The sequence below is a fragment of the Arcobacter sp. L genome (genome assembly GCF_000284235.1).
Taxonomy (GTDB): Bacteria; Campylobacterota; Campylobacteria; order Campylobacterales; family Arcobacteraceae; genus Aliarcobacter; species Aliarcobacter defluvii.
This window is the reverse complement of the sequence record NC_017192.1, coordinates 2414389-2436690: the sequence shown is the minus strand read 5'-3', so window position 1 is coordinate 2436690 and position 22302 is coordinate 2414389. Positions and strand designations below refer to the sequence as shown.

12 protein-coding genes, 2 tRNA genes and 3 rRNA genes are annotated in these 22302 nt (G+C 30.3%); 8 read left to right on the top strand and 9 right to left on the bottom strand.

Translation table 11 applies throughout. The features are described from left to right. Positions 1–14: 14 nt before the first annotated feature. Positions 15–1145: a CoA ester lyase gene (locus ABLL_RS12005; protein ID WP_014475062.1), complete on the bottom strand. Its 1131-nt coding sequence runs from the start codon at positions 1143–1145 to the stop codon at positions 15–17. Positions 1146–1452: 307 nt separating this feature from the next. Continuing rightward, positions 1453–2088, bottom strand: coding sequence for a dethiobiotin synthase (gene bioD / locus ABLL_RS12000; protein WP_014475061.1), 636 nt, complete (start codon positions 2086–2088; stop codon positions 1453–1455). A gap of 72 nt (positions 2089–2160) precedes the next feature. Here bioD and ABLL_RS11995 point away from each other — a divergent pair, with 72 nt between their 5' ends. The 8 genes from ABLL_RS11995 to rrf all read left to right on the top strand — a co-directional run bounded on the left by ABLL_RS11995 (position 2161) and on the right by rrf (position 11267). After that, positions 2161–2460 (top strand): ATP-dependent Clp protease adaptor ClpS, encoded by a 300-nt coding sequence (locus ABLL_RS11995; RefSeq protein ID WP_014475060.1) that lies wholly within the window; start codon positions 2161–2163, stop codon positions 2458–2460. 3 nt (positions 2461–2463) lie between these two features. Next, the gene (gene clpA, locus ABLL_RS11990) at positions 2464–4692 is read left to right on the top strand and encodes an ATP-dependent Clp protease ATP-binding subunit ClpA (RefSeq protein ID WP_014475059.1); all 2229 of its coding nucleotides are present in this window, start codon (positions 2464–2466) and stop codon (positions 4690–4692) included. 84 nt (positions 4693–4776) lie between these two features. Continuing rightward, on the top strand, positions 4777–5457 hold the full coding sequence (locus ABLL_RS15225) for a c-type cytochrome (protein WP_014475058.1): 681 nt from the start codon (positions 4777–4779) through the stop codon (positions 5455–5457). 505 nt (positions 5458–5962) lie between these two features. Continuing rightward, positions 5963–7480: ribosomal RNA gene (locus tag ABLL_RS11980) — 16S ribosomal RNA — on the top strand. Between the two features lie 96 nt (positions 7481–7576). Then, a tRNA-Ile gene (locus tag ABLL_RS11975) sits at positions 7577–7653 on the top strand. A 30-nt stretch (positions 7654–7683) separates the two neighbouring features. Further along, positions 7684–7759, top strand: a tRNA-Ala gene (locus ABLL_RS11970). A gap of 312 nt (positions 7760–8071) precedes the next feature. Continuing rightward, positions 8072–10984 (top strand): 23S ribosomal RNA (locus ABLL_RS11965). 167 nt (positions 10985–11151) lie between these two features. Beyond that, a 5S ribosomal RNA gene (gene rrf / locus ABLL_RS11960) occupies positions 11152–11267 on the top strand. Together the 16S, 23S and 5S rRNA genes with 2 tRNA genes alongside form the textbook arrangement of a ribosomal RNA operon. A gap of 107 nt (positions 11268–11374) precedes the next feature. Here the strand turns inward: rrf and ABLL_RS11955 are convergent. From ABLL_RS11955 to cmoA, 7 genes are all read right to left on the bottom strand, one after another. After that, positions 11375–12769, bottom strand: coding sequence for a hypothetical protein (locus ABLL_RS11955; RefSeq protein WP_014475057.1), 1395 nt, complete (start codon positions 12767–12769; stop codon positions 11375–11377). 11 nt (positions 12770–12780) lie between these two features. Then, entirely contained in the window at positions 12781–17772 is a 4992-nt protein-coding gene (locus ABLL_RS11950) for a diguanylate cyclase (protein WP_014475056.1), read from the bottom strand. Between the two features lie 79 nt (positions 17773–17851). Further along, a complete protein-coding gene (locus ABLL_RS11945) occupies positions 17852–18649 on the bottom strand; it encodes a YihY/virulence factor BrkB family protein (RefSeq protein ID WP_014475055.1) in 798 nt (265 codons plus the stop codon). Positions 18650–18655: 6 nt separating this feature from the next. Continuing rightward, the gene (locus ABLL_RS11940) at positions 18656–20044 is read right to left on the bottom strand and encodes an FAD-binding oxidoreductase (RefSeq protein WP_014475054.1); all 1389 of its coding nucleotides are present in this window, start codon (positions 20042–20044) and stop codon (positions 18656–18658) included. Next, positions 20044–21042: a plasminogen-binding N-terminal domain-containing protein gene (locus ABLL_RS11935; protein ID WP_014475053.1), complete on the bottom strand. Its 999-nt coding sequence runs from the start codon at positions 21040–21042 to the stop codon at positions 20044–20046. Before ABLL_RS11935 ends, ABLL_RS11940 begins: the two co-directional genes overlap by 1 nt. An 11-nt stretch (positions 21043–21053) precedes the next feature. Next, the gene (gene bcp / locus ABLL_RS11930) at positions 21054–21560 is read right to left on the bottom strand and encodes a thioredoxin-dependent thiol peroxidase (RefSeq protein ID WP_014475052.1); all 507 of its coding nucleotides are present in this window, start codon (positions 21558–21560) and stop codon (positions 21054–21056) included. A gap of 9 nt (positions 21561–21569) precedes the next feature. Continuing rightward, positions 21570–22280, bottom strand: a complete 711-nt coding sequence (gene cmoA, locus ABLL_RS11925; RefSeq protein ID WP_014475051.1) for a carboxy-S-adenosyl-L-methionine synthase CmoA — start codon at positions 22278–22280, stop codon at positions 21570–21572. Positions 22281–22302: the final 22 nt, after the last annotated feature.

Here is a 22302-nt window from a genome sequence, read left to right as displayed (position 1 = left end):
ATCTCCTTACGAAATTACAGTTGACCGTATGGCCAGTTTTCTTTAAATGTATGAATTGGCATTTTGTTTAATACAGATAATGCAAATAATTCATCTTCTTTTGATAAACTTCTTAACGCATAAGCTCTTAAGATGTTTTGTAAAGATTTCCCAAACATTGGTGGATCTAACATTTCACCTTCATATCTAATAGCACCACTTAAAAGTGCATCTGCTTCAATTGCAGCTTTTAAGATAGATACATCTTTTGCAATTTCATTTGGACTTGGAGTAAATGCAACTTTACAAACATTGATATGGTTTGGAGTAATAACTTGTTTACCTGTTAATCCCATTGCATTTTCTCTAATAGCATGAGAATAAACATGTCTTGAAGCCTCATCACCATGTAAATCTAACCATCTTCTAATATCTTTTTTCTCAACACAATTATCAGGTAATGAATGTGGTGTAAGCATAACTTCAACTCCACCAATAACTCCTTTACCTTTAATTCTTGCTTCCATTGTAAGCATATTAAAGAAAGTTTCTAATTCATCAATCCATCCTTTTGGTGTGATTTTATAAGCCATTGCTTTTGAAAAATCGTGAATACCAAATACGATATGTTTAACAGTAGAATGATCCATTAATCTATCAGCAATTTGTAATGACTTTGGATGTTCAACAATTGGTTGAATTGTTAAATTACTTCCAATAGAAATTAACCAAGAAGATAAATCTCTGATTTCAGCACTTCCATAAACTTCTCCTGCTTTTGCTAAAACAATAACGTCGATATATTTATGAATTTGTTTTAACATTTTTAAATCTTCTTCATACTCTTCAGTTCTAAAAGGATTTATTCTTACAGCTATTTGAAAGTTTCTTTCAGGAAATTTTGGTAATTCTTGAATTAATAATTCTCTACTCATAGCTTTTTGTCTACAACCATCTTCTAAGTCAAATAAAACTGTATGAGCTTTTGTTTTATAAGCATGTTTTTGTAATCTTAATTTTGCTTGTTCCATACTTTCATATGTTCCATCTAATGGATTAAATTTTATTGGTGGGTAATAAATTTGAATACCAGGCCAATATCCACCTAAAATTGGTGTTAAATCATCATTTGCTGTTAATTTAGATAAATCTATTGCAGAAGTCATTTTTTATCTACCTTTCATTATTTGATTTTTATACTATTTTGTTTCATGTTTGTAAAAATATTATTATACATAAAACCAACGGGAAAGTTATACACCATTTAAAATGAATTGTTTTTATGTCTTTTGAAATAGTAAATAAATTTAAGTTTAGAATTTAAAAATGGCTTCTAAAGCCTATAATAAGGGAAAGAAAACTTAAACTTATGTATAAAAAATGTTAAATTTTGATAAAAAGCTAGTAAAAATTAAGAGTAAAAAAATCGTAAATTAAAAAAAAATTGGAAAAATTTTCCAATTTTTTTATTTTTTACAGATTTTGTAAAAAATTTAACTCTCCAAAATAGTCAAGTAAAAATGGTTTTGAAACTTCATCAAATGTATCAATATCTTGAAATAAATTTATAAAAAATTCAAAATCAATATTTCTATTTTTTAAAGCTTCAATTGAAAGTAGGGTGTCATTTATACAACCTAATTTTGAAGGAGTAATCAAAAAAGCCTCACTTTGAAATATATTTATTAAATCTATCATAAATATATTTTCTTTTATTGGAACCATAAGTCCACCAGCTCCTTCAATTATTAACACATCACAAAAAGATTGTAAATACTTTTTTTTATCTTTTAAAAGTTCTATATCAATAATTGTATCTTTTGAAGCTACATAAGGAGCAGCAGGAAGTCTGAATTGATATGGAACAACATCATTTAAAGTAACATTTTTAAAATCATTATTTAACTCTTTTGTTAGTTCAAACATTTTTGAACCATCAAGTGGTTTATCAATTACTCCTGTTTCACATGGTTTAAAATAACCAACTTTTAAACCAGCATTTGCAAAAAATCTTAAAAATTTTTCACAGGCATAAGTTTTACCTACATCAGTATTTGTAGCACTTATAAATATAGATTTGTTTAAATAATAATTAACATCTTTTTTCATTATTCTCTCTTTTTTGTTATAATAGTTCGTTTTTTTAATAAAAAAGAAATTTTATCAAAATAAAGGTTTGATGTGAGTAATGAAATAGAAATAGAATTAAATGATGATTTAGATTTACAAGAGCCAAAAAAATATAATGTGTATCTTTTAAATGATGATTTTTCTACAATGGATTTTGTAATTGATGTATTAGTAAAAGTATTTAGAAAAAGTGTAGATGAAGCTTCAACAATAATGTTGAATATTCACAATAATGGGAAAGAGTTATGTGGAACTTATACTCATGAAATAGCATCAACAAAAGTTGCACAAGTAAAAACAATGGCTAGAGAAAAAGGCTTTCCTTTAAAAGCTATTATGGAAGAAGAATAAAAAATGATAAGTAAAGAATTAAGAAATATTTTTGCACAAGCTGTAGGTTATGCAAAAAGTAGTAAACATGAATATTTAACAGTTGAACACGTTTTTTTGATGTTAATACATGACCAAACAATAGAAAATCTTTTTATTGATTTAGGTGTAGATACATCAAAACTTTTTGATGAATTAAAAAAATATATTGATGAAAATACACCTAGATTTCCAACTGAACAAAATATAAACGAAGAACCAATGGAAACATTGTCTTTAGCTTCAACTATTGAATATATGGTTTCACATACACAAAGTAGTGGAAAAACAAATGCAAATGTTGAAGATATGTTTGTTGCAATTTTAAAAGATGAAAACTCTTATGCAACATATTTATTGAAAAAATTAGGAATACAAAGAGTTGATATTCTAGAAGAGATTTCACATAAAGATAATGATGATGAAGAAGAGAGTTCAGAAAATAGTACAGATAATGATAATAAAGTTTTAGATAAAAATTCTACTGAACTTGTTGCCTTAGCAAAAAAAGGTGAAATAGACCCAGTTATTGGAAGAGAAAAAGAAGTTTCAAGAGTAATTGAGATTTTAAGTAGAAGAAAGAAAAATAATCCTATTTTAGTTGGAGAACCTGGAGTTGGAAAAACTGCAATTGCAGAAGGATTAGCTTTGCAAATTGCTCAAGAGAAAGTTCCAGAGTTTTTATTAAAATCAAAAGTATTTTCTTTAGATATGGGTTCAATGTTAGCTGGAACTAAATATAGAGGAGATTTTGAGAAAAAATTAAAAACTCTTTTAAAAGAAGTATCAAAAATTAAAAATGCAATTTTATTTATAGATGAAATTCATACAATTGTAGGAGCTGGAAGTGTTGGTGGAAGTGCGATGGATGCTTCAAATATTTTAAAACCAATGCTTGCAAATGGAAAATTAAGATGTATTGGTGCAACAACTTTTAGTGAATTTAGAAATGATTTTGCAAAAGATAAAGCACTTAGTAGAAGATTTGCAAAAGTAGATGTTGATGAACCAAGTATTGAAGATTCTATTTTAATTTTAGAAGGTTTAAAATCAAAATATGAAGAATACCATGGAGTTAAGTATTCAAAAAGTGCAATTTCTAGCGCAGTTGAACTAAGTAAAAAATATATTACAGATAGATTTTTACCTGATTGTGCTATTGATGTTATTGATGAGGTTGGAGCTTCTAAAAAAATTAGTTTATCAACAAGTTTAAAAACAAAATCTGAAACTAATATAACTATTACTTCAAAAGATGTAGAAACAACAATAGCAAAAATGGCGCATATTCCTGAAAGAAGTGCTACAAAATCAGATTTAACATTACTTAAATCTTTAGAAAAAAATATGCAAAAAAGAGTTTTTGGTCAAGATAAAGCAATTACAACTATTGTTCAATCAATAAAAAGAAATAAAGCAGGTCTTGGACTTGATAAAAAACCAATTGGAAGTTTCTTATTTAGTGGACCAACTGGAGTTGGAAAAACAGAAGTTGCTAAAGAGTTATCAACTCAATTAGGTATTCATTTTGAAAGATTTGATATGAGTGAATATATGGAAGCTCATACTGTTTCAAGACTTATTGGAGCACCAGCTGGTTATGTTGGATTTGAACAAGGTGGACTTTTAACTGAAGCTATTAGAAAACATCCTCATACGGTTTTATTATTAGATGAGATTGAAAAAGCTCATCCTGATTTGATGTCTATTTTACTTCAAGTTATGGATAATGCTGAACTTACAGATAATAGTGGAAATAAAGCAGATTTTCAAAATGTAGTTTTAATTATGACATCAAATCTCGGTGCAACAGAAGCAAATGTGATGGGATTTGCAAAAAATGAAAAACTAAATGAGAATAAAGCAATAAATAAATTCTTTGCACCTGAGTTTAGAAATAGACTTGATGCAGTTGTGACATTTGATTCATTAAGTATGGATATTGTTGCAAAAGTTGCTGGTAAATTTATTGAAGATTTAGAAAAACAATTAGTTGATAAAAAAATAAAAATTGAAATTAGTGCAAAAGCGAAAAAAGAGTTAGCAACACTAGGTTATGATAAAGCAATGGGTGCAAGACCATTAAATAGAGTTATTTCAGATAAGATAAAAAATCCTTTAACAGATGAGATATTATTTGGAAAACTTAAAAAAGGTGGAATTGTAAAAATTGATTTTGATAAAGAATTTACTTTTTCATATGAAAGTTTGTAACACAATTTTTATACAAAAGTTTAGTTATAATGAAAAAAGTTGTTTTTAACGATTAAAGAAAATTATATTGATAAGGATTTTAAAATGAATAAAATTTTATTAGGTTCAGCTGTAACTGTGCTATTATTAGCAGGATGTGGAGAAGAAAAAAAAAGTACTTCTCAAGAAACTACTACAGCTGAAGTTACTACTAAACAAGAAGCACAAACTAAAGAGGTAGTAAATGAAGCTCTTAAAGATGTAGCACAAACAGTTTCAACAGCAGCAAATGAAGTTTCAAATACAGTTGCAGAAACTACTAATAAAGTTATAGAAAATAGTGCAAATACAGTGAATGAAACTACGACAGAAGCTGTTGAAACTGCAAAAAATATTGTTTCAGCTGGAACAGCAGAGATAAAAGAGACATTAAATAATACTGTAGCAATAACTGATGAAAAAGTTAATGATGTAAAAAATGTAATTAAAGAATCTGTATCAAATGCAGAAACAGCAATATCTAATGAAGAAGTAGTTCATGATGGTCCAAATGGAGAATTATTATTTAAAGCATGTGCTTCATGCCATGGTCAAAAAGCTGAAAAAGAAGCTTTAGGTAAATCTCAAATTATTGCTGGCTGGGATAAAGAAAAAATAATAAATGCATTACATGGGTATAAAGATGGAACTTATGGTGGAATTATGAAAAATATTATGAAAGGGCAAGTTGATTCAAAAACTGATGCAGAAATTGATGCATTAGCTACATTCATATCTAATTTATAATCTACAAATTAAAATAAACGTAAATATAAAAGGTTTTTTACCTTTTATATAATACTTCCAAATCACTTTTCATCAAAAAATTTACAAAAACCCAAGAAAAAGCGATAAAAAGATAGTAAAAAGAAGTAAAAGTGATAAAAAGAGGATAAATTTAAAAATTTAAGCTACATTTCAGCGTTAAGGTATTGACAAGCTAATAAAAATCTATTATAATTCCCGTCCAATTTGACTGGAACGCTTCAAACGAAAAGTGAGAAGAGAGACGCTTCAATCGAGAGGGAATGATCTTTAAAAATAATTATAAACGTTTGTAAAGTAATCTTTATAAACCGAATATGAGACTCTTATAAAAATCTATGTTTGTTTAGATTAAAAATAAGAATAAATGTTAAATAAAAATATAAAAACAAGAGAATTTGGTAAAACAAATACTTGTCTATAAAATTTGAGTGATAATTTTGTAATTGAAGAGTTATAAAATTTGTCAGTTTCAAAAGCTCTATAATTTATGGAGAGTTTGATCCTGGCTCAGAGTGAACGCTGGCGGCGTGCTTAACACATGCAAGTCGAACGAGAACGGATTATAGCTTGCTATAATTGTCAGCTAAGTGGCGCACGGGTGAGTAATGTATAGATAACCTGCCCTCTAGAAAGGAATAACAGATGGAAACGTCTGCTAATGCCCTATATGCCTTTAATACATAAGTATGCAAGGGAAACGCTTTAGTGCTAGAGGATGGGTCTGTATGGTATCAGCTTGTTGGTGAGGTAATGGCTCACCAAGGCAATGACGCCTAACTGGTTTGAGAGGATGATCAGTCACACTGGAACTGAGACACGGTCCAGACTCCTACGGGAGGCAGCAGTGGGGAATATTGCACAATGGACGAAAGTCTGATGCAGCAACGCCGCGTGGAGGATGACACATTTCGGTGCGTAAACTCCTTTTATATAGGAAGATAATGACGGTACTATATGAATAAGCACCGGCTAACTCCGTGCCAGCAGCCGCGGTAATACGGAGGGTGCAAGCGTTACTCGGAATCACTGGGCGTAAAGAGCGTGTAGGCGGGTATATAAGTCAGAAGTGAAATCCAATAGCTTAACTATTGAACTGCTTTTGAAACTGTATACCTAGAATGTGGGAGAGGTAGATGGAATTTCTGGTGTAGGGGTAAAATCCGTAGAGATCAGAAGGAATACCGATTGCGAAGGCGATCTACTGGAACATTATTGACGCTGAGACGCGAAAGCGTGGGGAGCAAACAGGATTAGATACCCTGGTAGTCCACGCCCTAAACGATGTACACTAGTTGTTGTGAGGCTCGACCTTGCAGTAATGCAGTTAACACATTAAGTGTACCGCCTGGGGAGTACGGTCGCAAGATTAAAACTCAAAGGAATAGACGGGGACCCGCACAAGCGGTGGAGCATGTGGTTTAATTCGACGATACACGAAGAACCTTACCTGGACTTGACATAGTAAGAACTTTCTAGAGATAGATTGGTGTCTGCTTGCAGAAACTTATATACAGGTGCTGCACGGCTGTCGTCAGCTCGTGTCGTGAGATGTTGGGTTAAGTCCCGCAACGAGCGCAACCCTCGTCATTAGTTGCTAACAGTTCGGCTGAGAACTCTAATGAGACTGCCTACGCAAGTAGGAGGAAGGTGAGGACGACGTCAAGTCATCATGGCCCTTACGTCCAGGGCTACACACGTGCTACAATGGGGTATACAAAGAGCAGCAATACAGTGATGTGGAGCAAATCTCAAAAATATCTCCCAGTTCGGATTGTAGTCTGCAACTCGACTACATGAAGTTGGAATCGCTAGTAATCGTAGATCAGCTATGCTACGGTGAATACGTTCCCGGGTCTTGTACTCACCGCCCGTCACACCATGGGAGTTGAACTCATTCGAAGCGGGGATGCTAAAGTAGCTACCTTCCACAGTGGATTCAGCGACTGGGGTGAAGTCGTAACAAGGTAACCGTAGGAGAACCTGCGGTTGGATCACCTCCTTTCAGAGAATTAAGTTAAGATTCGATTCTTAACTTAAAACTAAAAAGAAAGAGTTTTTATATTCGGTTTATAAAGATTATTTAAATAGGTAGTAAAAGGGGCCTATAGCTCAGCTGGCTAGAGCGCTCGACTGATAATCGTGAGGTCTCAGGTTCAAGTCCTGATAGGCCCACCATTAAATAATCTAGAAAGATTAATTTAGGTTGGGGAATTAGCTCAGCTGGGAGAGCGCCTGCTTTGCACGCAGGAGGTCAGCGGTTCGATCCCGCTATTCTCCACCACCTATTAAGAGTAAATGCGTAATAATTAATTTATAGAGTGATAAAGAAGTTAAATATAAGTTCAAAGGATATTGAATTTATATTTGATTTTCGAATCAAAATGATATTTAAAAATATAATGTTAAAGTCTTTAATTTTTTCGTAAGAATTAGATAACAGAAATGTTAAATAATTTAAAACAAAAAAAATTTCATATCTAAGAAATTAGATAGAACACAACATTATTTTATTGGATATATTTTAAATAATATGTTTAATAAGATAGTAGCCAAAGAATATTATCAAAAAGCGATAGAGTTTAACTCTATTTATTAATAAGCTATTAAGGGCTAATGGTGGATGCCTAGACTGTAAGAGGCGATGAAAGACGTATTAGGCTGCGATAAGCCTCGGGGAGCTGCCAAAGAGCTTTGATCCGGGGATTTCTGAATGGGGCAACCCAGTATATAGAGATATATATTACCCTACGGGGAGCTAACCTGGTGAAGTGAAACATCTCAGTAGCCAGAGGAAGAGAAATCAAACGAGATTCCGTCAGTAGCGGCGAGCGAAAGCGGATTAGGACAAACCCAATGCTTGCATTGGGGGTTGTAGGACCATAATGTGAGACTAAAGAGGATAGATGAAATACTTGGAAAAGTGTAGCATAGAAGGTGAAACTCCTGTAATTTAAATTCTCAATAGCTCTAATGGTATCCTGAGTAGGTCGGAACACGTGATATTTTGACTGAAACTGGGGGGACCACCCTCCAATCCTAAATACTACTTACAGATCGATAGTGAACAAGTACCGTGAGGGAAAGGTGAAAAGTACTCCAGCGAGGAGAGTGAAATAGAACCTGAAACCATTAGCTTACAATCATTCAGAGCCCTATGATTTATCAGGGTGATGGACTGCCTTTTGCATAATGAGCCTGCGAGTTGTGGTATCTGGCAAGGTTAAGTCAAGTACGAAGCCGTAGCGAAAGCGAGTCTTAATAGGGCGAATTAGTCAGATGCTGCAGACCCGAAACGAAGTGATCTATCCATGAGCAGGTTGAAGCTGGTGTAAGAGCCAGTGGAGGACCGAACCGATAGGCGTTGAAAAGTCTCCGGATGACTTGTGGATAGGGGTGAAAGGCCAATCAAACTTCGTGATAGCTGGTTCTCTCCGAAATATATTTAGGTATAGCCTTGTGTTGTAGCATATGGGGGTAGAGCACTGAATGGGCTAGGGCTGCTTACCGCGGTACCAAACCCTATCAAACTATGAATACCATATGTGGAATCACAGGAGTCAGGCGGTGGGTGATAAAATCAATCGTCGAGAGGGGAACAACCCAGACTAACAGCTAAGGTCCCTAAGTTACATCTAAGTGGAAAACGATGTGGAGTTACTGTGACAACCAGGAGGTTGGCTTAGAAGCAGCCATCCTTTAAAGAAAGCGTAACAGCTCACTGGTCTAGTGATTCTGCGCGGAAAATATAACGGGGCTAAGATGTACACCGAAGCTTTAGATTCAATTTTAATTGAGTGGTAGGAGAGCGTTCTATTCAGCGTAGAAGATGTACCGGTAAGGAGCGTTGGAGCGGATAGAAGTGAGCATGCAGGCATGAGTAGCGATAATTGAGGTGAGAATCCTCAACGCCGAAAACCCAAGGTTTCCTACGCGATGCTCGTCATCGTAGGGTTAGTCGGGACCTAAGTCGAGTCCGAAAGGGGTAGACGATGGCAAATTGATTAATATTTCAATACCAACATATAAGCGCGATGTGGGGACGCATAGAGTTAATCGAGGTCACTGATGGAATAGTGGCTCGAAGGACGTAGGCTGTTACTTAGGCAAATCCGGGTAACGTTAGGCCGAGATCTTACAGGCTCTTGACACTCTTCGGAGGAGATGGAGAATCGATGATACTGTCGTGCCAAGAAAAGCCACTAAGTATATTATATGTTGCCCGTACCGTAAACCGACACAGGTGGGTGGGATGAGTATTCTAAGGCGCGTGGAAGAACCCTGGTTAAGGAACTCTGCAAACTAGCACCGTATCTTCGGTATAAGGTGTGCCTACTATTGTATATGGACTTGCTCCAAAAAGCGATAGAGGTTGCAACAAAGAGTCCCTCCCGACTGTTTACCAAAAACACAGCACTTTGCTAACACGTAAGTGGATGTATAAGGTGTGACGCCTGCCCGGTGCTCGAAGGTTAACTGATGATGTCAGCGCAAGCGAAGCATTTGATTGAAGCCCGAGTAAACGGCGGCCGTAACTATAACGGTCCTAAGGTAGCGAAATTCCTTGTCGGTTAAATACCGACCTGCATGAATGGCGTAACGAGATGGGAGCTGTCTCAACCAGGGATCCAGTGAAATTGTAGTGGAGGTGAAAATTCCTCCTACCCGCGGAAAGACGGAAAGACCCCGTGCACCTTTACTACAGCTTGACACTGTAGCTTGGATATTCATGTGCAGGATAGGTGGGAGGCTATGATATATGGACGCAAGTACATATGGAGCCATCCTTGAGATACCACCCTTGAATATTTGAGTTACTAACTGCGTACAATTATCTTGTATCAGGACAATGTCTGGTGGGTAGTTTGACTGGGGCGGTCGCCTCCTAAAAAGTAACGGAGGCTTACAAAGGTTAGTTCATGGCGGATGGAAATCGCCAGTTGAGTATAATGGCATAAACTAGCTTGACTGTGAGACATACAAGTCGAACAGAGACGAAAGTCGGTCATAGTGATCCGGTGGTTCTGTGTGGAAGGGCCATCGCTCAAAGGATAAAAGGTACGCCGGGGATAACAGGCTGATCTCCCCCAAGAGCTCACATCGACGGGGAGGTTTGGCACCTCGATGTCGGCTCATCGCATCCTGGGGCTGAAGTAGGTCCCAAGGGTATGGCTGTTCGCCATTTAAAGCGGTACGCGAGCTGGGTTCAGAACGTCGTGAGACAGTTCGGTCCCTATCTTCCGTGGGCGTAGGAAAGTTGAAGAGATTTGTCCCTAGTACGAGAGGACCGGGATGAACGTACCACTGGTGTACCAATTGTTCTGCCAAGAGCATCGTTGGGTAGCTACGTACGGATGTGATAAGAGCTGAAAGCATCTAAGCTCGAAGCCAACTCTAAGATTAACTTTCCCTGAAGTTCCCAGCAAGACTAGCTGGTTGATAGGCTGGATGTGTAAGCGTTGTAAGGCGTTTAGCTGACCAGTACTAATAGAACGTTTGGCTTATTTTAAACAATTCTTTGGTTTACTATCTTATTAAATATATTTCTTATATTTAATATATATTGTGAAAAGACTTTAACATTATTTTTCTTAACTCCTAAACGAGTTGAGTGTAAAGAGTATTTACATATTGAATCTTTCTTTATGTTTCTTCTTACTTTTTTCACTCAACTTTGCTGGTGGCTATAGAGAAGTGGAAATACCCAGTCCCATTCCGAACCTGGAAGTCAAGCACTTCATCGCCGATAATACTGCCGGGTCCCCTGGTGGAAACGTAGGCCGCTGCCAGCTCTTGAGTTTTTTATTTACCAAGCTTTTACTAATTTGAACTTCTTTACAGTTCCTCTTAGCAAAAGCTTTTTTTTTACCCCTCTATCCTTCCACCCCTTTGTTGCTTTTTAATGCTTCCTAGATTCTTTTTTATATTTTTTCCATTCTTCAAAGAATTTTGCATTATTTAGTTTATTATCTTGACTATATTTAGCTGCATAATTCATTAATACTTGTTCTAAAAAAGTACTATAATCAAGCGCAATTACACCTTTTTTTTGACTTTGAGGTATATTCCCCCATCTATTTTGAAACCATTCGTTCCATTGAATATTTCCTGGAGTATACATATCCCATATATTATTATGTATAGATTTAACAGGATAAAAAAATGTAATCATATTATAATCATTTAATTTAAAACTTGAAGTTCCATGACAACTTAGACAAGATGAACTTCTTAGCGATTCTACAGTTGTATCATCAACTTTTACATTATATTTTACTGCAATATCAAAAGGTCCTGATAATCTTAATCCATAACCTAGTGTAACTTTTGCATATTCTGGTGCATTTGGATTAATATAAGTCTCTTTAAGTTCTTTTTTTGGATTTTTTGCTGAATTAACTTTTGGGTCATTTCCCCACATTGCACCAAGTGGAACCATTTTTTCCCAAGCATTTTCACCTTTTGCATTTTTATCATATACTAAAGTAGCAAATACCCATCCTGTTTGTGGAGAAGCAATAGAATCTTTAACAATAATATCAAAAATTGTCACTCTTGTATCTGTAACAACTGTTGGTTTATCATTTATTGTTCCATTTAAATCAAAAGGTTTTCTATATACTTGCCATTTTGCAGCGCCTTCTAGTAATGGCCATTCTTCTGGAGTTGCAGAAGCAGAAGCAGCTTTTATTATAATTGCACCTTCTTCAAATTGTGCTTCATTATTTTGTATTAGGGGAATACACTCATTTTTACTTTTATTACAATTTCTGAATACTTTATAAAGAGTATAAGCTGCAGTTTCATCATAATAAATTGCTGCATAATTTCTTACTGGAACAGTTAATCCATAATCTTTATAAACAGATGCTGGTTGAATTTGTCCTGTATAAGTTCCATAAATTGATTCTCTCCCTTCCCATCCAGTTAAAGATACATCTTCTCCTGCCCAAAGCATACTATACCAACCTTCTTGAGAACTGTTATTCCATGTATTTTGATCAAGTATAAATGTTTTCATTGATGGTTCAACATATTTTTTTAAAGCCATTATGTAATCATAAGCATTTTCTTTAGTAAGTGGTTTGTTATTTAAAACTTTACTCCATGGAGTATTTTCAGGTTTTTTATACTCTTTTGGATAATTGTAATTAAATTTAAACAAACTTCCTGAATATTCACTTTTTGTTGGAATTTCCCCATTATTTATCGCAAATGGATCTATATCTTGATTTTGTGCAAAAAGCGCAACTGATGAACTTAAAATAACTACTGCTAAATAATTCTTAATCATATTTTCTCTCCTTATAAAATTTGATTTCTCCCATTTTCTTTTGCTTTATAAAGGTTATTATCTGCATATCTTATTAAATTTTTAGGTGTTATTTCTTCTATATCATTAGTTGTTGCTAATCCCATACTAATAGTTATTTTTTTACTATCAATTTGTGATTTTTCATGAATAATATTTAGTTTATAAATAGCTTTATGTATATTATTTGCAATTTTTAAGGCAGCTTCTCTTTTTGTATTTGGCATAATTATTCCAAACTCTTCTCCTCCATATCTTGCAACAATATCAGTTGATCTTTTTAAATTTGATTGAATACACTGTGCAACTTCTTTTAAACATTCATCACCTTGAAGATGTCCATAATAATCATTATAAAGTTTAAAATAATCAATGTCGCATATAATAAGTGATAAGCACTCTTTTGATCTATTTATTTTTGCACATTCTTGTTCTAATATAATATCAAAAACTCTTCTATTTTTTATATTTGTTAAAGAGTCAGTTGTTGCTAGTAAATCAAGTTGTTCAACAACTTCTTGAAGTTTTTTTTCTGCTTTTTTTCTTTTTTCATTCTCTTTTATAATACTTGTATTAAGTTCTATAATTTTATTATTTTGTTCTTGAAGTTGGATATTTTGTTTTTTTAATTCTTCATTTTTTTTATCTAAATCTTGTGTACGTTGTTGTACTTTTTTTTCTAAATTATTATAAATAATTGCATTTTCAATTGAAATTGCAATTTGTCCACTTAAATGCTTTAATAAATTCATTTTATTTTTAGAAAATATTCCTGAAATAGAGTTGTTTTCTAAATATATAATTCCTTTAATTGAGTTATGCAGAATTAGAGGTAAACATAAAATTGATTTTACACCTCTATTGATGGTCTCTTTTTCTTGTAAAAAGTTTGCATCATTTTTTATATCATCTATAATCAAAGGTTTTTTTGTTCTTATTACATAATTAACAACATTTTTAGCAATATTTTTATAATTTGCAAGTTCAATATTTTGCATAACTTCAACTCTATTTGATTTATATGAAGCAGTTGCTTCTACAAAATATTTATTTTCATCTTTCAAAAGAACAATTGCATATTGTGCTCCTGCATTTTCTAAAATAATATTTAATAAAGTGTTTAAAAGATTAGGTAATTTTTGTTCTTTTATTATAGCTTCTGATGAATTTATGAGTGTGTTTAAATCAAATGAATTTTCAAAAATATGCTTATTTTCTTCTTTAGAATGTTTGTTTATATCCATTCCCCAATTTATTAATGATTCATACATCTCTTTTTTTAAAAGTTCTGATATTTTTAATTGATTTGAACTTTTATAAATCTCTATTAGAATTTTATTTGCTATAGCTTTTAAATGTATTTGAGAATAAATTTCAGCTGATTCAATTGCTTTTCCTAAATATTCTGACGCTTCAGTGAATTTATTTTTGAGTTTATATAACTCTGCTTTTAAAATATTTTTTCTAACAATAAAATTTTCAGGACAATCTACACTATAATTTTCAAAAAGAGTAATATTTTTATGTAAAATTTTTAAATATCTTTTTTTATTTAAATTATTTGCACTTTCATATAGTTGGGCTAAAATTAGTGATTCATAAAAAAAGTGTTCACTTCCATGAATCGTTCCTTTTGAATCATTTAAAAATTTTTTACTTTCTAAATATATAGAATATGCTTCTTTATAATTTTCATGAAAATATAAAACTATCATTTTATTTATATAGTAATAATGAGCAAAATGTAAAGAGTTGTAATTTTTTAGATTTTTCTCAAAAATATTTTCTTTAAATGATTCATCACTAAAACTCTTTTCAGTTATTGTTTTCCCTTGAAGATTTTTTATTGCTTGTTTTACACTAAGTATTGCACCTATTTGTTCTTTTGCATTAATTCTTTCTAAATTTTTTTCAAATATTTCAATTTGAGAAAGGATATTATGAAAATTCACTCCTCTTAAAAACATACTTTGTATGATTCCAGCTGCTGCACAACCACTATGAAACAAATCCCCAACTATTAGGCCATTATTATATGATTCAAACCATTTTTGTTCAGTTAATTCTGTTGGTAATATCCAAGATAAACCAAAATATCCACAAACAAAATTTACTTCAGGAAATAGAATATTGTTATTGTACTTTTCTATCATTTTCATTGAGAGTAATGCATACTTATATCCTAATTTATGATTACTCAAAATTGCACCTTGGAAAATAACTCCATACACCATAAATCCAATTACAGCATCTTTTGTATCACCATATTTTAAACATAATTTTACTAATTCCATTGAGGTTAAAACACAAAGTTTTGGATCGATTTGATAGGCATTTTTCAATACTGCTGATAGAAGTTTTATTGATATAATTATTTGTTCATCTTTTACTGTTGGTAGGTTTAATAATTCTTCTGGATTTTTATTTTTTAATTTATATTTCAAATATAATAAATTTTTTGCAAAAATAAAATTATTGAATTTTTTAGGAATTTTTACATTAAATAATTCTAATGCTTTTACTCCTACATTATAAGCTTCATTGAAATCTGAGAAATCAGCATATAATTTAATGATTAGTTCATATATATAAGCTTTTTCTAAATCTGAATTACTATTTTCTATTGCTTTTTTATAATATATTAATGCATTTTCTTTATTTAAAATCAGATGTTCGCAAATTGCATAATTCTTTAATATCTCAACATAATTTTCTTTAATTTCAAGATTTTGAAATAAAGAAAAAGCATTTTTCATATAATGATAAGACATAGGAAAATCCCCATTTTTTCTTGCAAGTAATGAGGCTTCATAATTTAAATCTGCTAAAAACTCTTTTTCTTTTTCACCTATAAAGAGATTTTTTGCTTTATTATAGTGATTTATAAAGGTTAAAGAATCTTTATTTTCTATATGAAGATTTAATTTTAAAATATTTTGTGCAATGCTTTTATGATATTTTTCAAGTTCTTCTTCTTTAATAGAAGAATAAATAACTTGTTGTATTCTATCGTGAGAAAAATGATATATTTGATTTGCACTTTTTATATTATCTTTTACAATCCATTCTTCAGTAATAATATTTTTTAATAAATTTTTAAAATTTTTTGGATTATTTAAAACCTCTCTTAATAGATTTTCTTCAAATTTATTACCAATACAAGATGCAATTTTTAAAAGTTGGTTTTCATCAACAGATAGTTGATTTACTCTATTTTCTAAAAGTTCAAGAATATTTTGTGTTGCTGAAATAGTTGATAACTTTTCAAAATCACATATCCACCTAAAAGTTTCATAATCAAAATATAAAATATTTTCATTTAGTAGTTGTTTTATAAATTGAACAACAAAAAACGAATTTCCAGATGTTTTATTGAAAATAATTTCTGCAATTTCTTTATTGTTTTCAATCTTTATATTACTGTTAATTAGATTTTGAATATCTATTACTTTTAATGGTTCCAAACTTATGAAATAGTTTTTTATATCACTATTTCTGAATTTTTCGAGTAATTTTGATAAATTAGAATCTTCATCTACCTCATTATTTCTATAAGTTAGTAGTATAGTAATATTATTGAGTTTATATAATGCATCATCTAGCCAATTGATAGTTACATTATCGCTCCATTGCATATCATCTAAAAATATTATTAAAGGTTCTTCTTTTGTTGCAAAAAGTTGTAAATATTTAAATAAATAGTTATCAAATCTTATTTTTGCATCATTTGGGCTTAATTCTTCTAAATCAAATTTTTCACCTAAAATTATCTCTAATTCAGGGATCATTTCATAAAGAACTTTTGCTTCATCTCCTAAAACTGAATCAATTTTCTCTTTCCAAACTTTGAGTTTTTCTTCATCTTTTGTTAGAAGTTGTTTTGTTAATTCTCTCAACTTATAATATAAAATTTTATAAGGTGTATTTTGTTTATAATTATCAAGTTTTACTTCTAAAATTTGACTTTTATTTGAAAGTTCTAAGATTTTTTTTACAAAAGTTGTTTTTCCAACTCCTGAATGCCCTGCTATTATAAAAAGAGTATTTTCATCTTGTGAATTAAATAAATTTGTAAAATAATTTAAGTCTTTTTCTCTTCCAAATAGAGTTTTATTTTTGTGTAATAAAAAATCCTTTTTAAATTGGTCTATTTCAAATAATTCAATATTTTGATTTTCTTTAAGTAAATTTTGAATGTTCTTTAAATCAATTAATAGTGATAAAATACTGCTATATCTTTCCAAAGGATTTTTAACTATCATTTTATCTATAATATTTGAAAGAATTTTTGGAATAGAAGAATCAATTTCATAAAGAGAAAGAAAATCTTTTGTAACAATACTATGAGATAAAGAAGTTAAATCTTCTAAATCATATGGAATTGAACCCGAAAGCATTTCATAAAAAATAATTCCTAAAGAATAAATATCTGTTGCTTCTGAAATCTTTGCATTAATTCTATTTGTTTGTTCAGGTGCTTTATAAACATCTGTAAAATCAAACTGAAATGTATTTAAATCAATTTCATTTTTAAATTTTGAATAACAAAGATTTAAAAGTTTTATTTCATTTTTTTTATTTATTAAAAAAGAGTGCGATGAAAGATTTGTGTGAATAATATTTTGTTTATGTAAATATAAAATTGTCTCAGAAATTTTTATAGCTAAATCAATAAAAGAGTTTAATTTAAATTTTTTATCTTCGATAATTTTTTTGAGAGTTTCTCCTTCAAAATATTCAAATATTAAAAAATATTTATTATTGAATCGTTCAAGTTTTTTTGCTTTTAATATTCTTTCATAATCACATAGAGATAATTTTTTCAATTCATTTTGTAATTTTTTTAAAATTTCTTCATTTGTATAAAATTCTTTTGAAGTTTTTATAATGATATTTTGCTCAGTCTTAAGTTCTTGTGCAAAAAACAATTCAAAAGAGTAATCTATATCTATTTTTCTTAAAAGTTTATAGTTTTCAATTATCAATAATTTACCTTATTTAGAATAATTTTGATTATATAATAATTTTTTTTATCCTTTATAAAGTTTAAGTATAAAAAATAAATTATTCAGCTAATTCTTTAGCATATTCTTGAATATTTAATCTATGACACATTTTTATTCCATATAAATAAATTATCCAAGAGATATAAATCCAAAAAAATGTAAATAATAATGTTGCTAACGAACCATAAATAGTTGTATATGTTTTGTTATAAATTACATAGTAAATAAATAAGTTTTTTGTAATAGATAATATTACGAATGTTACGAATGAAGAGATAAGTGCTGCTTTATTGTGAATTTTACGATTAACACTTAGTTTAAATAAGCTAAAAAATATTAGCCAAGTAAAAATATATGATAATAATTCTTCTAAAATTGTATTATCAGATAAAGACATCAAAATATTTGTAGCTGTAAAAAACAGAGCTAAAACTATAAGATATAAAGTGTAAAAAATAAAAGAAAATTGTATAGATTTTCTTTTAGCTCTATGAATTTTATTAACTATATATTCATAATCTTTAAAAAACATAACAAATACAAAAGTCATGTAAACAAGCCCCAATAATCCTAATTGATTTGAATTTGAAATGTATCTTTTTAAAGTTTCTACTATTTCACTTGAATGAGTTGGATTAATAAGATTAAATATATAATTTGTAAATATGTCTATATAATTATCAAATTCAGAAAAATTTGAGATAATTGCAATAATAAGTGCAATTATAGGTAAAATAGAGAAGATTGTAAAAAAGCTTAAAGATGCAGCATAGTAAGTTGTATCATCATTAAAAAATGAATCTAAACTTTCTATGAATCTTTTTAAAAAGCTTTTTTTTTCTTCTATATTATTCATTTATCATTAAAGTCCCATTTTGAATGGATTTAAAATGTTATTTGGGTCAAATGCATTTTTGATGCTTCTAAATAGATTCATTTCAGCTTCTGTAAAAGCTATATGCATAAATGGAGCTTTTGAAGTTCCAATTCCATGTTCACCACTTAAAGTTCCACCTAAATCAACAACGTATTGGAAAATCTCTTCAATTGCTTTGTGTCCATCTTCCATCTCTTTTTCATTTGTTTTATCTTTAACCATAACATTTACGTGAATATTTCCATCCCCCGCATGACCAAAACAAGGAACATTAAATCCATATTTTTCACCAATTTTATAGATTCCTTCAAGTGCTACAGGTAATTTACTTCTAGGAACAGAAATATCTTCATTTAATTTTTTAGTTCCATAAATCATAGTTGCTGGACTTGCATTACGTCTAGCAAACCAAAGTTTTTTACCTTCTTCTTCATCACGTGCTATGATAAAATCAATAGAACCATTTGCAGCAAATGACTCTTTTAAAGTTTGAAGTTGTGATTCAATTTCAGCTTCACTACTTGCATCAACATCACCAACTAAAATTCCTCCTGCATGTTCAGGTAGACTTATTTGAGGGAATTTTTGTCTTAAAGCCTTAATTACAAGTGCATCTAAAAATTCCATAGCAACTGGATTCGCTCCAGCTGCAAGTGATTTAAATACTGCTGTCATTGCACTATCAACGCTAGGAAAAACACCCATATATGTTTTTTTGAATTTTGGTTTTGGAATTAATTTTAAAGTAATTTCAGTGATAACTGCTAAAGTTCCTTCACTTGCTATTAAAATTCCTGCTGTGTTATATCCTGCAACATCTTTAATAGTTTTTTTACCAGCAACTATAATATCTCCATTTGGAAGAACTGCTCTTAACGCCATTACATAATCTTTTGTAATACCATATTTAGCAGCTCTCATTCCACCTGCATTTTCACTAACATTTCCACCAAGTGTTGAATACTCTTCACTTGCTGGATCTGGTGGATAAAATAATCCAACTTCTTCCACAGCTTTTTGAAATTGCATATTTATAAGTCCTGGTTGAACAACACCAACCATATTTTCCATATCAATTTCAAGAAGTTTATTCATATGTCGCTCAAGACTTAGAATAATTCCACCATTTGCAGGAAGTGCCCCACCAGTAAATCCAGAACCTGCACCTCTTGGAACGATGATAATTTGATGTTCATTGCAATATTTTAAAATATCACTTACATCTTGCTCATGTCTTGGAAAAACAACAGCATCTGGTTCAAATCTTGTTCTTGTTGCATCATAACAAAAAGCGATTAAATGGGCTTTATCACTTTTTATATTTTCAATACCTACAATAGAAGTTAAGTAATCTAAATGTTTTTTATCAATCATTATTTTAATCCTAAAACTTTTTCATAATATTCATCATAAGTTAAACTTTCATTACTTGAAAAGAATGAGAAATCAAAAATTGAACCTTCAATCTCTTCAACTCTTGTATAAAATGGCATTTGTTTTTCACCATTTTCATAAGCAAATGCATACGTTGCTAAAATTGTAAATGTTTTTGTATCTACTATAAATACTTTATTATCTAAAACAAAGAAAATTGTTCCTAAATTTTGAGATATTGCAAAATTTTGAATATCTTCTTTTGTTGGGAAAGGTTTGTTTTCAACTTTTAATTTTGCTGCAAAAATATCTGAATGTATGAAGTTATTTGACTTAAAATTACTTCTTACTGCTTGAAAAGAGTCAAGTGATGGCGCAATTAAAAGTGAAGAGTTATACATATAATTTAAAACTAAAACATCATTTATAGAAACTTGTCTATTTGAAGTAGGAAGAGCTTCTTGAAGTAAGTCATCAAATGAGAAAAATTCAACTACTGAAGAGTTTGCATTTGAGCTTATTACTTTAGCATTTGAAATAATTTGTCTTTTGTCATTATCATAAATATGAACAACAATTCCTGTTTGTCCAACTATCAAATTTCCTATATTAATGGTACTTTTATTATCTTGTAAATTTGTTATTTTCGAACCAATTGGTTTAATAGAAAAATCAGCTGTAATATTTGTTTGTAAAGTTGCATTAGAAGTTGTGCTTACAGGTTTTGCACTAGAGTGATTTTCTTTATAAAAATAGTATGAATAATTAAATTTATTTTGAGAAGATGTTATTTTTATATCTAAAACATCCCACCCATTGCTTTTCATATCATTTACTGTTAGCTTTCCTTTACAAATATCACCTTCTAAAGCAGTATCTTCAATTGTTGAAGGCTTATCTACACCATTTTTAAAACAAATTGTCTCTTCTGCCATTAGATTGCAAGATATTAAAGAAACTGCACCTAATAATAAAACTTTATTAAATATCTTTCCCATTTTTATTCCTATTAATTTGATTGTAATTCTTGAAGTTTTTCTTTTACTTCATCTACATGTAAAATCTCTATTTTTTCACCTTTTACACTCTTTTTCTTTCTAACACTTACTTTATCCCAAATTGCAGCAATTTTTCCTTCAGGATTAATAATGAATGTACTTCTTACTACACCCATAAACTCTTTACCCATAAATTGTTTTAATTGCCAAACTCCATAATCTTCACACATTTTTTTATTTGTATCAGATAAAAGAGTAATAGTTAAATCATATTTATCAATAAATTTTCTATGTTTTAGCGTATCATCGGCACTAACACCTAAAATTACTGCATCTAAATCATCGAAAAATGAGTGTTTATCAGTAAAATCACAAGCTTCTGTTGTACAACCTGGAGTTAAATCTTTTGGATAAAAGTATAAAACTATCCATTTTCCTGCTAAATCTCTTGAGCAGATTTCTACATCGTCTTGATTTGGTGCACAAAAACTAGGTGCTATATCTCCAACTTTTAACATCTTAATCCTTTAATTTTTTATTGCTATAAATGTTGCAAAATTTACCCATTTGAAAATAGTTTCACAATGGCTAAATCCAGCATCTAAAATCATCTTTTTATTTTCTTCTTCTGTATATGGAATCAATACATTTTCTAAAGCTTCTCTTTTTTGAGATATTTCAAATTCACTATATCCTTGAGTTTTCTTAAACTCATAATATTCATCAATAGATTGTTTATTTAGTGTTGAATTTGAAGAGATAACTTTTTCACTAAAGATAAAAATACCTTTTTCTTCTAATGAATCATATATTTTTTTTACTAATTTTTCTCTTTGTAGAGGTCTTATGAATTGTAAAGTGTAGTTTGAAAGAATAAGTTTTGCATTTTCATAATTTACATCATGTAAATCAGCATTTATAAGTTTTATTTCAACACCAAAAGCTTTTGCTTTTTTTGCTGCTCTATTTAACATCGCACTAGAGTTATCAATTCCAATAAGTTTTAGTTCATGTTTACAGTGTTTACTTAACTCAATTAAAGTTGAGGCAGTTGAACATCCTAAATCATAAACTTTATCATTTTCATTTAAAAAATTACAAGCAAAGTTAATAGATAATCTTTGCATTTCTTTATAAAAAGGAACTGATCTGTTTAACATATCGTCAAAAACTGATGCTACTTCTTCATCAAATTCGAACTGTTTTGTAATTGATTTATTAAATACTTTATCTATCATCTTAATATTTTATCTAAATGCA

What these genes read in the sequence shown, in the direction of transcription:
- ABLL_RS12005 (WP_014475062.1), bottom strand. Translation starts at nt 1,145, where the DNA reads ATGACTTCTGCAATAGATTTATCTAAATTAACAGCAAATGATGATTTA.
- bioD (WP_014475061.1), bottom strand. Translation starts at nt 2,088, where the DNA reads ATGAAAAAAGATGTTAATTATTATTTAAACAAATCTATATTTATAAGT.
- clpA (WP_014475059.1), top strand. Translation starts at nt 2,464, where the DNA reads ATGATAAGTAAAGAATTAAGAAATATTTTTGCACAAGCTGTAGGTTAT.
- ABLL_RS15225 (WP_014475058.1), top strand. Translation starts at nt 4,777, where the DNA reads ATGAATAAAATTTTATTAGGTTCAGCTGTAACTGTGCTATTATTAGCA.
- ABLL_RS11955 (WP_014475057.1), bottom strand. Translation starts at nt 12,769, where the DNA reads ATGATTAAGAATTATTTAGCAGTAGTTATTTTAAGTTCATCAGTTGCG.
- ABLL_RS11945 (WP_014475055.1), bottom strand. Translation starts at nt 18,649, where the DNA reads ATGAATAATATAGAAGAAAAAAAAAGCTTTTTAAAAAGATTCATAGAA.
- ABLL_RS11940 (WP_014475054.1), bottom strand. Translation starts at nt 20,044, where the DNA reads ATGATTGATAAAAAACATTTAGATTACTTAACTTCTATTGTAGGTATT.
- ABLL_RS11935 (WP_014475053.1), bottom strand. Translation starts at nt 21,042, where the DNA reads ATGGGAAAGATATTTAATAAAGTTTTATTATTAGGTGCAGTTTCTTTA.
- bcp (WP_014475052.1), bottom strand. Translation starts at nt 21,560, where the DNA reads ATGTTAAAAGTTGGAGATATAGCACCTAGTTTTTGTGCACCAAATCAA.
- cmoA (WP_014475051.1), bottom strand. Translation starts at nt 22,280, where the DNA reads ATGATAGATAAAGTATTTAATAAATCAATTACAAAACAGTTCGAATTT.